Annotated in this window: 14 protein-coding genes; all 14 read left to right on the forward strand. The window is 43.3% G+C overall.

Translation table 11 applies throughout. The features are described 5' to 3' along the window. The first annotated feature begins 8 nt into the window (after positions 1-8). Genes A3C46_05785 through A3C46_05850 form a run of 14 tightly spaced genes read left to right on the forward strand, consistent with a single transcriptional unit; the run spans position 9 to position 13,979 of the window. Entirely contained in the window at positions 9-515 is a 507-nt protein-coding gene (locus A3C46_05785; GenBank protein ID OGQ23417.1) for an adenylyl-sulfate kinase, read from the forward strand. A 24-nt stretch (positions 516-539) separates the two neighbouring features. After that, positions 540-2,135: a hypothetical protein gene (locus tag A3C46_05790; protein OGQ23304.1), complete on the forward strand. Its 1,596-nt coding sequence runs from the start codon at positions 540-542 to the stop codon at positions 2,133-2,135. After that, complete coding sequence (locus A3C46_05795) at positions 2,125-3,057, forward strand: hypothetical protein (GenBank protein ID OGQ23305.1); 933 nt, start codon at positions 2,125-2,127, stop codon at positions 3,055-3,057. The genes A3C46_05790 and A3C46_05795 overlap by 11 nt, the downstream gene beginning before the upstream one ends. Then, complete coding sequence (locus tag A3C46_05800) at positions 3,054-3,494, forward strand: hypothetical protein (protein OGQ23306.1); 441 nt, start codon at positions 3,054-3,056, stop codon at positions 3,492-3,494. The genes A3C46_05795 and A3C46_05800 overlap by 4 nt, the downstream gene beginning before the upstream one ends. Further along, a complete protein-coding gene (locus tag A3C46_05805; GenBank protein ID OGQ23307.1) occupies positions 3,469-4,224 on the forward strand; it encodes a hypothetical protein in 756 nt (251 codons plus the stop codon). The genes A3C46_05800 and A3C46_05805 overlap by 26 nt, the downstream gene beginning before the upstream one ends. Continuing rightward, positions 4,221-4,985 (forward strand): hypothetical protein, encoded by a 765-nt coding sequence (locus tag A3C46_05810; protein ID OGQ23418.1) that lies wholly within the window; start codon positions 4,221-4,223, stop codon positions 4,983-4,985. The genes A3C46_05805 and A3C46_05810 overlap by 4 nt, the downstream gene beginning before the upstream one ends. After that, positions 4,936-5,814 carry a hypothetical protein gene (locus tag A3C46_05815; protein ID OGQ23308.1) on the forward strand — a complete coding sequence of 293 codons (879 nt, stop codon included), beginning with the start codon at positions 4,936-4,938 and terminating at the stop codon, positions 5,812-5,814. Before A3C46_05810 ends, A3C46_05815 begins: the two co-directional genes overlap by 50 nt. Then, a complete protein-coding gene (locus A3C46_05820) occupies positions 5,786-6,460 on the forward strand; it encodes a hypothetical protein (protein OGQ23309.1) in 675 nt (224 codons plus the stop codon). Before A3C46_05815 ends, A3C46_05820 begins: the two co-directional genes overlap by 29 nt. 44 nt (positions 6,461-6,504) lie before the next feature. Beyond that, a complete protein-coding gene (locus tag A3C46_05825; protein OGQ23310.1) occupies positions 6,505-7,977 on the forward strand; it encodes a hypothetical protein in 1,473 nt (490 codons plus the stop codon). A 30-nt stretch (positions 7,978-8,007) separates the two neighbouring features. Then, positions 8,008-8,859, forward strand: a complete 852-nt coding sequence (locus A3C46_05830; GenBank protein OGQ23311.1) for a hypothetical protein — start codon at positions 8,008-8,010, stop codon at positions 8,857-8,859. Further along, complete coding sequence (locus tag A3C46_05835; protein ID OGQ23312.1) at positions 8,860-10,647, forward strand: hypothetical protein; 1,788 nt, start codon at positions 8,860-8,862, stop codon at positions 10,645-10,647. A 9-nt stretch (positions 10,648-10,656) separates the two neighbouring features. After that, positions 10,657-11,934: a hypothetical protein gene (locus A3C46_05840; protein OGQ23313.1), complete on the forward strand. Its 1,278-nt coding sequence runs from the start codon at positions 10,657-10,659 to the stop codon at positions 11,932-11,934. Beyond that, the gene (locus A3C46_05845; protein ID OGQ23314.1) at positions 11,931-12,923 is read left to right on the forward strand and encodes a hypothetical protein; all 993 of its coding nucleotides are present in this window, start codon (positions 11,931-11,933) and stop codon (positions 12,921-12,923) included. The genes A3C46_05840 and A3C46_05845 overlap by 4 nt, the downstream gene beginning before the upstream one ends. Positions 12,924-12,938: 15 nt before the next feature. After that, on the forward strand, positions 12,939-13,979 hold the full coding sequence (locus A3C46_05850) for a GDP-mannose 4,6-dehydratase (protein OGQ23315.1): 1,041 nt from the start codon (positions 12,939-12,941) through the stop codon (positions 13,977-13,979). Positions 13,980-13,986 lie beyond the last annotated feature (7 nt).

Genomic DNA, 13,986 nt, shown 5'->3' on the forward strand with positions numbered 1-13,986 from the left:
TTTTTTGGATGACCGGTTTGTCTGGCGCTGGCAAAACGACCCTCGTCAATGCGGCGATCCGTGAACTTTCAGCTGAAGGATATCGTATCAAAGTGCTCGATGGCGATGTGGTGCGACTGGAAGTCAATCCCCATTTAGGTTTTACGCCAGAGGATATCCGAGAGAATAATCGTATTATTGCAACCCTCTGTCTTGAGCATCGTCCTCATCACGATCTTCTTTTTGTTCCGGTGATTACCCCCTTTGAAGATATACGAAACGAAATTCGAAAACGAATTGGGGAAGGATTTTTTCTCATTTATCTCAAGACATCGTTACAGACGGTGATGCAACGAGATGTCAAAGGGCTCTATCAAAAGGCTTTAAAAAAAGAGATTGATCATGTGATCGGTTTTGATGAGCGCGTTCCGTTTCAGGAACCAACGCATCCAGATCTTGTGATTCATACAGAGAAAGAAATGTTAACTGAATCGACGGATTGCTTTTTGACGTTTATTCGAAAGGTTTTAGATTAAGCGATGGGTGAGCAGATATATACGGTGATTGGTTCAGGTCCGAGTGCGGTGCATGCGGCCCTCACGTTATTAGAGCGAGGAAAACGTGTTCGCCTTCTCGATGTGGGAGAAGAAGAAAAACCGATTCCATATCCTGAAGTCAATTTTTTGGAATTGAAATCAAAACTTTCTGATCCTTTTCGTTTTTTCCTCGGAGAACATGCAGAAGGGGTTCTTTCTCCAAATAGAGAAGAAATTTTTTCCTATCCTCCTGTACGAAATTTTCATGTTTCCTCTCACAATCCTTATTTTCGTGTTGAGGGAAAAGAATTTGTTCCGATTGTTTCGCACAATCGTGGCGGTCTCGGAGTAGCGTGGGGTGCGAACTGTCTGCCATACGATGCTGACGACATGAGAGATTTTCCGGTCTCTTCCCAGGAGTTTGCGAGTGCCTATGAGCGCGTGGGAAAACGCATTGCGATTTGCGGTGAACGTCAGGAGGAGGGGGGATCTTTTTTACCTCTTAATCGACATGATGCGCAGGTATGGAAAAAATATCTTGAGCACCAACATCTTCTGCAGAAAAAATTTCGCATCGTGATGGAACGCGCGCGAATGGCGGTGGATACAGATCCACATTCGCCAACCCGTTGTATTTCGTGCAATCGTTGTTTGTGGGGATGTGGAGTGGGAGCGATTTATAATCCGACAGCCACCCTTGAACTCTGTCGACGGTATGAACAATTTGAATATCGCTCCGGCATCTACGTTACCTCGTTTGGGATTGAACACGGAAAAGTGACGAAGATTCATTTTTTCGATATCCCTCGACAGCAATTCGATACTCTCTCAGCTGAAACTGTTTTGCTCGGTGCTGGTGCTCTCAGTAGTGCTGGCATCTTCTTACGAACGCTCAAAAATGACCCACAGTTCGCTCCTCAATGGAAAGAGCGTCAGCTCCGAACGCGGTCGGTGATGGATACGCAGGTCATCAAGCTCCCCTATCTTTTATGGCGTGCGCTTGGGAGTCAGGTTGATCCTCATGATTTTCAATTTAACAAGCTTATTCTCGGATATATGAATGAAACCTGTTCGCACTACCCTCGTTATGTTCATGCAGAAGTGCTTTCGCTTTCGAGTTTGCTCTATCATCCTCTCATCGAATCGCTCCCGTTTGGAAGTCGCGATTCAGCTCGAATCTTCGCACAGATTCGATCAGCGCTGGGTGTGGCGACTTATTTTCTTCCGGATCGACCGTATGGAGAGAATGGTATTTCCTTGGAACCTGATGGGGGAACCATTACCGGCGATCGTTTAAAAATTACGTATCAAACAGATCCTCAAAAAATGGCATTGGCTGAAGAAGCGTGTCAATATACCCGACGCGTTTTTCGTCGCCTTGGATGTTGGATGCCAAAAAAGAAGATGCTTCAGCCAAAACCGGGAAGCGGGATTCATTATGCCGGAACGATTCCGATGTCGAAAGAACGTGATATCCTCTGTATCGATTCGAAAGGTGCAAGTTTTGCCTATCCGAATTTGTATGTCATCGATGGTTCTGGCTTTCCAACGCTTCCTTCAAAAAGCATTACCTTTTCATTGATGGCAAATGCGACACGCATTGCGGAACATGTTTCCTGATGAAAATAAAAAAGATGTTTTTGTGACTGGTGCTCACCGATCTGGCTCGAGTTGGATTGGAAAGATGTTGGCTCTTGGAGAAAATATTTGTCTTCGAGATGAAGAAATTTTTCATCGTTATTGGGAGTTGGCAAAAGCTCCTTTTGAAAAAATGCATGCGTATATTTGTCAGGAGAATGAACATCACTATCTCCCTTATGTGAATCGTATGGTGAACAATCGTTTCCATTTAGCACGAGCGATGGCGCATATTCGTTCAGCGCGAGATGTAGGTCGTGTTGTGAAGCGTCAGGGAGTTTTTTGGAGGCGACAACTTCAATCAGCAGAACGCACGATTTACATTGAACCGATCGGACTGTTTTCTGCTGAATGGTTTTCTCAGAAATTTCATACCGATATGCTTCTCGTGATCAGGCATCCAGCTTCTTTTGTGAGTAGTTTGAAAAGTTTGAATTGGGGTTATAACTTCAATGATCTTCTTGAACAACCTCTTTTAATGGACCGCTATTTATCGCGATTTCGCCATGACATGGAGAGAGCTCCTCGTAAACCGGATGTGGTTGGTATCGGCATTCTTCTCTGGAAAATTTTGTATTCTGTAGTTCATCAGTATCAACAACAGCATCCTGACTGGATTTTTATTCGACATGAAGATTATGCGCAACATCCAGAAAAAAAGTTTCAAGAACTCTATCAGCGTTTACACTTTCCGTTTACAACAACAGTAGAGCAGACTATTTCCGATTATACTTCTCCCTCTAATCCAACGGAATTTTCTGGAAAAAGAGATGACTCTCGTCGCAATAGCCGTGAAACAATTCATATTTGGAAAACTCGTTTAACAGAAGAAGAGGTGAAGCGCATTCGTGATGGTGTGGAAGAAGTCTCTTCGTTTTTCTATGATGGAGCGAGTTGGGAATGAAACAGGAACTGACGCGGATAGTTCACTATCTTTTTGGTATGTCTGCCGGGAATGCTGCTTTTTCTTCCCTGTATGAAGAGAACGTGCATCGCATTTGTGCCGGTTCAAATCCAAGTCCTTTTTCGCATCTGGTATCGAAGGTTGCACTCAAACACCGATTTTTTTTAATGTTGCTCGATCCATGGACTCGTCTTTTTGATCCTAAAAGTCTTCTTCGATGTAAGCTTAATTTTGTAGTGGCATTAGCAGAATGTGATCCTCTCTTATGCTTGAAACTTCAAAGAAAAACACAAGGAGATATGATTTCTGTGATGATCATCGGTCTCTGGCTCGTCATTCGATGGGCAATGTTTCTGCTGGTGGGAACTCTTTTGGTAGCATTTTTAAAATGTATTTCGGTGGTGAAACGAAATGAAGCATTCCTTTTTTCACGATAAAAATATCCTTATCACGGGAGCGAGTCGCGGGCTTGGGCGTGAACTGGCGCTTCACTGTGCTTCGCAAGGTGCACGCGTGTTTGCCATTGCACGTGACGAAGAAAAACTTCGTCTCTTAGCGGCAACGTCATCGCATATTCATCCCTATGTTGCCGACATTACGCAAGCAGCATGGTCAGACCAACTTCGTCGCATTCTTCACGAATATCCCATCGACATTGCGATTCTGAATGCTGGCATCAAAGAACGATCAGAGCATCTCTTTTCACTTCCATCGGTAGAACGAACATTTGCCGTGAATGTTTTTGGTGCTTGTCGAACGGTTGAGGTTTTGCTTCCGCAGATGAGAGAGCAACAACATGGTCATCTTGTTTTTATTTCGAGTATGGGGGCTCATCACGGCATGGTTCAAGCTTCTGGATATAATGCTTCGAAGGCAGCGCTCCTGAACTTAGCCACCTCTTTACGTATGGATCTTGTTCGAGAAAAAATTCCGATCACCGTTACCGTGGTAGAGCCTGGATTATTTCGCACATCTATGATTTCATCCAAGGGACTCATGAATTGGTTGGCCATGGATGTGAGCGCTGTCTCCAAAAGAATTATAAAAGGGATTGTTCGTGGTGAAGAAAAAATTGTATGTCCAAAGTGGATGAGCTTTATGACCCAAGTGATTGCCCATGTTCCAGGACGATGGCAGAGAATGCTGCTGACGAGAGTGAAATCATGACTCATCTTTCCGTAATTATTCCGGTCTACAATGCTGAAGCGTTCGTGAAACAGAATGTCCAGAAGGTATTGGCGGAACTTGCAACACAATCTTTTGCTTGGGAAGTGATCGCTGTCGATGATGGCAGTCGTGATCGATCTCTTCTCTTTCTGCAAGAGCTCGCCAAAGAAAATCCAGAGCTTCGAGTCGTTGAAAGCAAGTGTAATCGAGGAAAGGGACACGCCGTTCGATTGGGGATCGAACATGCGCAAGGACATTATGTGGTCTTTAATGATGTCGATTTAGCCTATCCCGTCAGTGAAATCTTTCGGCTCTTAGCGGTGCTTGAAAAAGGGACCGATATTGCTATTGCTTGTCGGGTGTTACCTGAATCTCGCTATGAAATCAGCCCTGCCTTTTTTCGTTATCTGTATACGCGCCATGTGATGGGACGTTTTTTTAATCTCCTTGTTCGCAAGCTCTTGCTTCCTGGCCTTTTGGATACACAGGCAGGGCTTAAAGGTTTTCGGGCAGAAGTGGCGAAAACCGTTTTTGCGCGCCAAACTCTTTTTCGTTTTAGTTTTGATGTCGAAATTCTCTATATTGCGCAAAAATTCGGTTTCAAGATTGAACAGGTGCCAATTTTCTTTCGTTATTTCTTTGAGGAAACAACCGTCCGTTTTTTTGAGGATACGGTGAAGATGGTAAGTGATTTGTGTCGAATTAAATTGAATGATTGGAGAGGGCGATACAGTGCGACAACTCCTTGTAAATGCCGATGACTTCGGAATTTCCGAAGGCGTGAGTCGTGGCATTCTGTATTGCTATCAGAAGGGGATTGTTCGTTCTGCTTCGCTCATGGCAAATTTCCCTTCGTTTGAGACTGCGGTCTTGCTCGCACGACAAAATCCTGGACTGAAAATAGGAGTGCATCTCAATGCGACCTCTGGAGTTCCGCTTCTTTCTCCAAAAACGATTCCTTCACTTGTGAGCTCACAAGGGATGTTTTATGCTCTGCATCCCTTGATTTCGCGCATGGTGTTGGGAAAGCTTGAGATGCCTGAACTCGAACAGGAATGGGCGGCTCAGATCGAACGTGTTCTTGGAGCTGGTCTCCAGCCGACGCATTTGGATACGCATCAACACGTGCACGGTTTTCCTGTCATTCGAAAACTCGTCACCCATTTAGCAAAACGTTTTTCCATTCCTCGAACGCGTCAGATGACAAACCTTCTTCGTCGAGGATTATATCTTCGTTCTCAGATGCTGTGGGATCGACACACCTATAGTGGTTGTCTGAAGACGCTGTTGCTTTCGATGCTCTCTCCTTTTGGTTCGCATGAGAAGAGGAAGAGACATTTGCTCGGAGTAGGGTATGTCCCTCAAGGTCAGTATCAGTCAGCACTGTTGCACTATTTCAAACATCTTCCGGAGAGCGATTCAGAACTTGTGTGCCATCCTGGATTTGTCGATGCTGAGCTTTCGCGCTGGGATCAGTGGACGCACATGCGTGAGGAAGAATTAAAAGTGCTTTCTTCTTCGCAAACCTGGGACGCTCTTCAACATTATGGAGTTCATTTAGATGACACATCCTCTTCATTCCATTCGTGATCAAGTTCGTCACCTTTATTGGCGTGAAAGCATGGGGCCATTTTTTGATCGCCTCTTTACACGTTTACGACTGAAGGTACTTCCTCTCGAAGTTCTCAATACGGTAGTTCCTGCTCAGGGGAAAATAGTTGAGATCGGTTGCGGGCATGGACTCATTTGCAATTATCTCGGTTTAGCAAACCCAGAACGTGAAATCATTGGAGTCGATATCGATCCTCGTCGCATGACCATGGCAAAAACAACCTTGAATGGAAGGGAAAATGTTCATTTTCAAGAAGGACGTTTTGAACATTTTCATTTTATCAATCTCGACATGGTCATTCTTTTTGGAGTTCTCTGTGTCATTCCGATCCGATATTGGGATGAACTCTTCGCCAATATTCATCGCGCGCTCAAGCCTGGTGGAGAGTTGCTCCTTCACGATATCCGTGTTGATGATTCAATGCTCTTTCGTCTTCACACCTTCAAAGAAACACTTTTTCGTGTGGTTGGCATTACACGAGGTGAAGGAGTGAATGTGATGCCGCCAGATGTTTTGGAAAAGAGAATGATGCAATACGGTTTTACCGTTCGTGCACTTGGGCCCGAACTTGATGTCCCTTTTCACTCCTGTTTTACATGGCTTCTCACAAAACAATCACACTAAGTATCTTTGTGCTCATCCTCCTTCTTGCCTGCGGCTTAGGGTTCATGGCGGTTTTTGGAAACTTTGATACCAATGAAGGATGGTATGCCAACGATCTCTTTTTGGTCAGTCAAGGAATGCGACCTTACGAAGATTTTTTCTATCATCGGCTTCCGCTGTTTCTTTATAGTTTTGTCCCTTTTCAGTCATTCATCAGCATTGATTGGATCACGCTGCGAATTTTTTCAGCACTCTTTTTGTGGCTTGCTGCGTGTGGACTTGTTTGGCTGTTATGGGGACGTGTCCGACCTGCGCTGATCTGTTTGGCTATCGGACTTCTGTGCGTCAATATTCATGGCCTTCACATTTTTGCGACCGTGCAAGTCTATTCTATCGTGGCCTTTTTCTATATCGTGATACTTCTGGTTGTCGAAAAAGTTCGTACAGCATGGCTTTCTGTTCTTTTTTTTGCCTGTTTGTGTGTTGTTGCGCAGTGGATGCGTTATCCGATTGATTATCTCCCCTTTGTTTTTTTTCTTTATCTTTTCGTCGTCTTTTGGGGTCGCTGGTCGTTGATGTTGTTAGGCCTCGTTGTTTACGTGAGCTTGCACGCATTTCTTCTCTCACAGTTTGCTTCGGAGAAATTTTTTCATCACATCATTTTTGGTATGAATCCTTTTCAATATCTTCAGGGAGAACTTCCGAAGCTCGAGTTTGGATCGATGGCATGGTTGCGTTATAAGTCCGATTGGCTTCTCTCTGGCGTGCGTTGGTTTTTCCCTCTTTTGCTTTTGGGATTTCCCTTGCTTGTAGTTTTTTTCTCCCGGTACAAGTTTCGTTTTTGGTTGAATCGTTCTTTTCTTGCGAAACATCGTGGAGCTTGGCTCGCATTTCTTCTCGTTACCGGAAATACAAGTATGTATCTTCTTGCTCCGGAAGGTCACCCGGTTCAACTCTATTATATTTTCCCTGTGTTGCTGTATCTTCTGTGTCATCTTCTCGATTGGGGTTTCTCGTTTTCACCTCCAATGCCACGATATGCCTTTTCGACAATGACCTTTGTTCTTGTGTTGAGTGCCCCTTGGCTGCATGACCGCGATGTTCGTCTCTCTTCCACGGCTCGCGATACTGCAATTGTCGCTCAGATAGCGACAGAGTTAAAAAAACATTGCTCTGCTGGTGAAGAGCTGCTTACGTTTACTCCGCTCGTGGCCATGGAAAGCTCCATGCGAGTGACTCCTGGACTTGAGTTTGAAACCTTTAGTTATTTTGATTCATTATCGACGTCAGAAGCAGCACAATATGGATTGATGAATCGTGAATTGTTGGTGCAACGTGTTCAAGAAAAACAACCTTGTGCGATTCACTTGGATAACCGATTTCATCAAACTCAAGGAAATGCAGCTCGTTTACGTGCGATGCAAAAGGATTTTTTGCGCACCGTGACATTTCATTATCTTCCGCCTTCTTCCTTGGCTGAAACAGGATGGGAAGCGTTACGAGGACCAGTCTTCCTCTATTTTCGTCGTGAAAGTTAGAAAAAATTAACACTCTTAAAGGAGAAAAGTATGAAAAAAGGAAATTTTATTCAGAACTGGGATGTGAGTTACGAAGAATTAGCCACCACCTATAATGATGATCATATTCAATCGCGAGATGATCTGCTCCAACTGCTCGAGTATGAATATGTGTACGAAGACATTATAAAAAATATCAAAAAACCAATTCATGAAATCAAAACCTTGGAAATTGGCTGCGGTGGAGCTCGTGTTTCTGTCTATTTGGCAAAGAAGGGGATGCAGGTCACCTGTACGGATAATGCTCGCGAAGCCTTGCGTTTAGCAGAAGCCAATTTCAAAAAAGAAAATGCAAAAAATTATACGTTAGTCGAAGATGATCTTTTGCATTCTAAACTCATTCCCGAGTCCTATGATGTGGTCATGAGTTTCGGATTGTTAGAGCATTTTCGAGATCTTGATGAACTCTTTACAGCGATGTCTCGTTTTATTCGACCAGGTGGGATTCATATCCACGATATTATTACCAAACGATTTTCAATACGAAAGGTGACAGAAATTTGGAATACGATTGCTCGTTTTTTGAAAAGATTTTTTACATTTCAATGGAAGAAAATGTTTACAGAAAGCTATATTCCCTTTCCTCATTATGAAAATAGTTATTCGCTTGATCAATATGTCGAAGCTATGGATCGCAGTGGATGTAATCTTGTTTATCGTGGCGGTATGGTTTTCTGGACATTTTTTGCACTTCCACGTTCTTGGCAAAGAGCTCTTGTAAGCTGGGCAAAACGTCATCCCGATTTTTTCCGCAACCTCGATCGTTCAGGGAAAAAGTGGATGGAAGTTGTGGGAGCAACGTGGTGGCTTGTTGGAAAGAAAAGAGAAAAAATAGGCTCTTAAGTGAAAATCTATTTTCTTTTTGAAAGAAATAAAAAACTACTGCGTTCTTTTATCCAAGAGCATGCTCCAAAGCGACTCTTTGTGTCGCCGATGCTTCAAGAAGAATGTAGAGCGCAAGGAGTTGAGTGTACTTCTCTTGATGATCTTGGCGATTTCTCTCAAGGAGAAATGAGTTACGCTCTTCGTGCTCGAGCTTTTTTGGATGAACTTCTGGTGCTTCATCGGAAACATGGATTTTTAAGGCTGAAGCAAGTTTCGTTTTTGGAAATAAATACGGCGCCGCTGATTCTTTACTATCTTCAAAAAAGTTTTCGGCTTCTTGAAATTACAGAAAAATTTCTCAATACGTTGCAGCCGATACAGGTGATTCTTAGTTCCAGTGATCACGATGTGGCTCGAGTGGTTTACGAGGAGTGTCTCCAAAGAAAAATTGAAGTTGAAGTTTTAGATCACAAGAGAGGCAAAAAGATTTTTCCTTTTGCTCGTTCACTTGTATGGTTTTTGCGCGAGATCATGCTTTCATTTCGTTTTTTCGGAAAGCGTCAACCCATTTCTCCCTGTCATGTTTTAATGGTGTGTAATGTGAAGCGACAATTTGAATCTTTTATTCCGGTGATTGAACAATTATTGAAGAGAAAGAATCAGCGACTTTGCGTTCTCACGAAATTTCCCTTGGATCCTTCACAACGTATTGTGAATGAGCGTTTACAATACATCACGTGGGCATCTGTGCGATCATATGGATATATTCCTCATCTTCTTTTATCGTGTGTGCGTCTTCTGAATTGTGAGCGAAGAAATTCTTTTACGAATCTCATTCAAACTCATGGTTTTCTTCGATGGATGCTTCAGAAGTGGTTTTCAGTAATGTGTTTGCGATCCGTGCGTGCTCTGGAGCTTTCTGGACGTGTGCTTCAAAAAACAAAGCCTCAGGTTATTGTCGTCAGTGATGTTTCCGATTATGAAGCCAAAAGTATCACTGCTCTTGGGAAGTTCAAACAATGTAAAACCTTTTGTCTGCAGTATGGAATGCTTGCACCTCAAGATAGTGAATGGCATTATTTGCACCAGGATTACGTGGGAGCTTTTGATCACGAGAGCGCACATATCATGGCCGGTCATGGTATTGAACATCATCGTATTATTGTTACCGGAAATCCACGCTTTGATCTCTATCGTCAAAATAAAAGGATGAGAAATGAATTTCGTGAGATACGTAACATTCCAAAAAATGCGCGGCTCGTTGCATTTATGTCAGTCCCTGTTGCTTCTGAGGAAACTGGCGGGATTGAATCTGGTATGACCAAAAGCGAATATGAAACTATTCTGGAGACAATTTATGGACTTCTCAACGACATGGATGGAATTTTTCTGGTCGTCAAGCCGCATCCAGAAGAAGATATTTCAATTCATCAAAAATTTCGTGCTGCTTCTCAGGAAGATCACTTTAAATTTGTCACCAATTGCTCCGCGTATGAACTGCTCAACGCTGCAGATATTGTGATTACGCTTTATTCCACGACAGCACTTGAGGCGGTGTATCTCGACAAGCCGCTCTTTCTCCTGAATTTTCGACAAGGTGCAGATCTCGTCGATATTGCTGAGAGAGGTGCTGCCGTAAGCATTCGTTCGCGTGAAGAACTGGTGCAGGCTCTTCGCGATTATTTCCGGAATACAGAGATGGAAAAGAAATATGGTGAAGGAAGAAAACAATATCTCGCACAAATGGGAATAAAACCCGGAGAGAGTGCTTCGCGATGTGCGGAAGTGATCATGTCATTACATTAAGGAGCCTTTATGAATTATGCTGCACTTGAAAAATGTCGTATTTGTGGATCTCCCCATTTGACGCCAGTCATTGATTTGGGAGCTCAGATGCTTGCCACGGTGACAGTTACTGAGGAGAATAAAGATCGATATCCAAAAGAAAAGGTGCCGTTGGTCGTGGTGCGTTGCGATAAAGAAAAAAATCCAAAAGGATGTGGACTAGTACAGATGAAATATACGTATCCCAGCACAAATATTTATCGTGAATATTGGTACCGTTCGGGGGTCAATCAAACTATGCGCGATGTTCTCAAGGATGTGGTCGAATCTGCGATGCGTCGAGTTGACCTGCGTCCAGAAGATACGGTGCTTGATATCGGATGCAATGATGGAACTTTGCTCAGCAATTATGATCCAAAACTCAATCGTATTGGAATTGATCCTGTCGAAAATATTCGAGGAGAAAACGAAACATTTACGCGTGTCATCGGTTTTTTTAATGCGGCGAATTTCAATCGTGTTGCCAAAGGAAAAAAGGCAAAGATTATGACGAGTATTGCCATGTTCTATGACCTGGAAGACCCAAATGCGTTTGTCGCTGATATCGCAACGTGTTTAGCCGATGATGGCATCTGGATCGTGCAAATGGCAGATCTCCCGGAAATGCTTCAAAACAATATGTATGATCAAATTGTTCATGAACATCTGGAATACTATCATATCGAACCTTTTCGTTATCTCGTTGAGCAGCATGGACTGAAAATTGTCGATATTGAGAAAAACTTGGCAAATGGAAGTAGCTATCGATTCTCGGTGCGCAAAGAGGGGAGTGCGTCTCCTTCCCCAGAGGCGCACAAGCGAATGGAACAATGGATGAAGGAAGAAGAAGCCCTTCATTTAACAGGTGAAGCTATTTACGATCGTTTTCGAAAAGATGTTTTGAACACGAAAGAAGAGCTCATTCGCTTTGTTCGAAGTGAACGCGCAAAAGGGAAAACGATCTTTGGTTATGGAGCTTCGACGAAAGGGAATGTTATTTTACAGTATTGCGGTTTTACGTCTGAAGATATCTCCTGCATTGCAGATCGTAATCAATATAAATGGAATGGAGAAACAGTCGGGACGCATATTCCGATTATTTCAGAAGAAGAGGCGCGTCGCCAAAAACCGGACTACTTTCTCGTTCTTCCATATTACTTTGCGCAAGAAATGATGGTGAGAGAAAAAGAATATTTAAAGCATGGCGGGAAATTTGTGATTCCGCTTCCCCATGTCTCCTTGCTTGATGCGAGTGCCTTGCCCGCGTGAAAAAAAGAGCTCTTATTACTGGAGTCTTCGGCCAAGATGGAAGCTACGTTGCGGAGCTTCTTGCGAAAAAGGGATATGAAGTCCATGGCATTGCACGCCTGCCCCTTTCAAAAAATGCTCAACGCATTTGTGCTTTCCTCCAAAAAAATGGGATCGACATCATAACTCATGAATGTCTTCTGGAAAAATATACCGATGTTCTTGCACTGATCTCAGCCCTGCGACCGCATGAATGTTATCATTTGGCGGCAACACATTATTCTTCGCAGGCAACAGAAGCTGAGCGCCTCACGATTGCCCGAGAACTTTATCAAAATAATATTATTTCTGCGTCCAATCTTCTGCATGCCATTCATGTTTCTTCTCCTGAAACCAAAGTCGTGTTCGCAGGATCGAGCCTTATGTTTGATGCTACAAACGAATCACCGCAAGATGAAACCACTCCTTTTTCAACCGCATCCATTTATGGACTTTCCAAGGTTGCGGCAGCAGAACTCGCTCGTTTTTATCGTGCACAGCATGGGATGCATGTGACCAATGCCATTCTTTACAATCATGAATCTCCTCGAAGGTCATTTGATTTTGTGACACAAAAAATCGCGTGGAATGTGGCTCAGATCAAGATGGGGACATCGACCACAATGACACTTGGGAATCTTCATTCAGCAAAAGATTGGGGCTATGCTCAAGATTATGCGAATGGAATGTATCTCGCGGCACAGCAGGAGAAGAGTGACGATTATATTTTCGCAACCGGAGAACTTCATTCTGTAGAAGAATTTCTCTCGTATGCTTTTCGCGCGATTGGTGTTGAACAATGGCGTGACTATGTGACAATCGATGCAACCCTTGCCACAAAACTGGATACGCCGCTGAGAGGAAATGCACAGAAAGCTTATCAGCAATTGAATTGGAAACACACGCTGACCTTTTCAGAGCTTGCAGAAAAAATGGTCAACGCTGTTCTTGATGAAAAATCAAAATTATAACCACAAGGATGACGCATGAAAAAAGCATTTATTTCAGGAATCACAGGACAGGATGGAAGTTATCTCGCAGAATTTTTACTTTCAAAGGGTTACGAAGTGCATGGATTGGTGCGTCGCTCCAGTAGTTTTAATCGAGAGCGTATTGATCATCTTTATGTGGATCAGCATCATAGTGGCTGCAAGCTCTTTCTTCACTACGGCGACATTTCTGATTCAGGAAGTCTCACGAACTTGCTTCACAGTATTCGTCCTGATGAAGTGTACAATCTCGGAGCACAAAGTCATGTGAAGGTAAGTTTTGAAATGCCTGAATATACCTCCGACGTTGTTGGACTTGGAACCATTCGGATGTTGGAAGCTATTCGACGAGCAAATGTGGGATGTAAATTTTATCAAGCCTCGAGCAGTGAAATGTTTGGAAGTGCTCCACCTCCTCAACGTGAGACAACTCCTTTTGAGCCTCGTAGCCCCTATGCAGTTGCGAAAATTATGGGTTACTATTCGACTCAAAATTATCGTGAAGCTTATGGTCTTTTTGCTTCCAACGGCATTCTTTTTAATCATGAAAGTCCAAGGCGTGGCGAATCCTTTGTGACCAGAAAAATCACGATCAGTATCGCACGTATTTTGGCGGGGAAACAAAACAAACTCTATTTGGGAAATCTGAAAGCAAAAAGAGATTGGGGATATGCGCCCGATTATGTTGAAGCGATGTGGAAGATGCTGCAGTGTGAAACATCTGGTGATTTTGTGATTGGAACTGGTGAAACGCACTCGGTGGAAGAGTTTGTACAAGAGTCATTTGCCTATGCAGGTTTGAATTATCAAAAATATGTCGAGATTGATCCAAAGTATTTTCGTCCGCTTGAAGTCGATAATCTCCGTGCAGACATTACCAAAGTCAAAAAGAGTTTTGATTTTGAACCCCGTGTCAATTTTTCGGATCTCGTTAAAATTATGGTTGATGCTGATATCGAAAAAATAGGTCTTCCGTCAAAGGGCGAAGGAAGAAAGATACTTAAAGACAAAGACTTTTTCTGGCTTCGAAACATGTAAAGGGGAA

It is taken from the genome of Deltaproteobacteria bacterium RIFCSPHIGHO2_02_FULL_44_16, from assembly GCA_001798185.1.
Classification (GTDB): Bacteria; UBA10199; UBA10199; order 2-02-FULL-44-16; family 2-02-FULL-44-16; genus 2-02-FULL-44-16.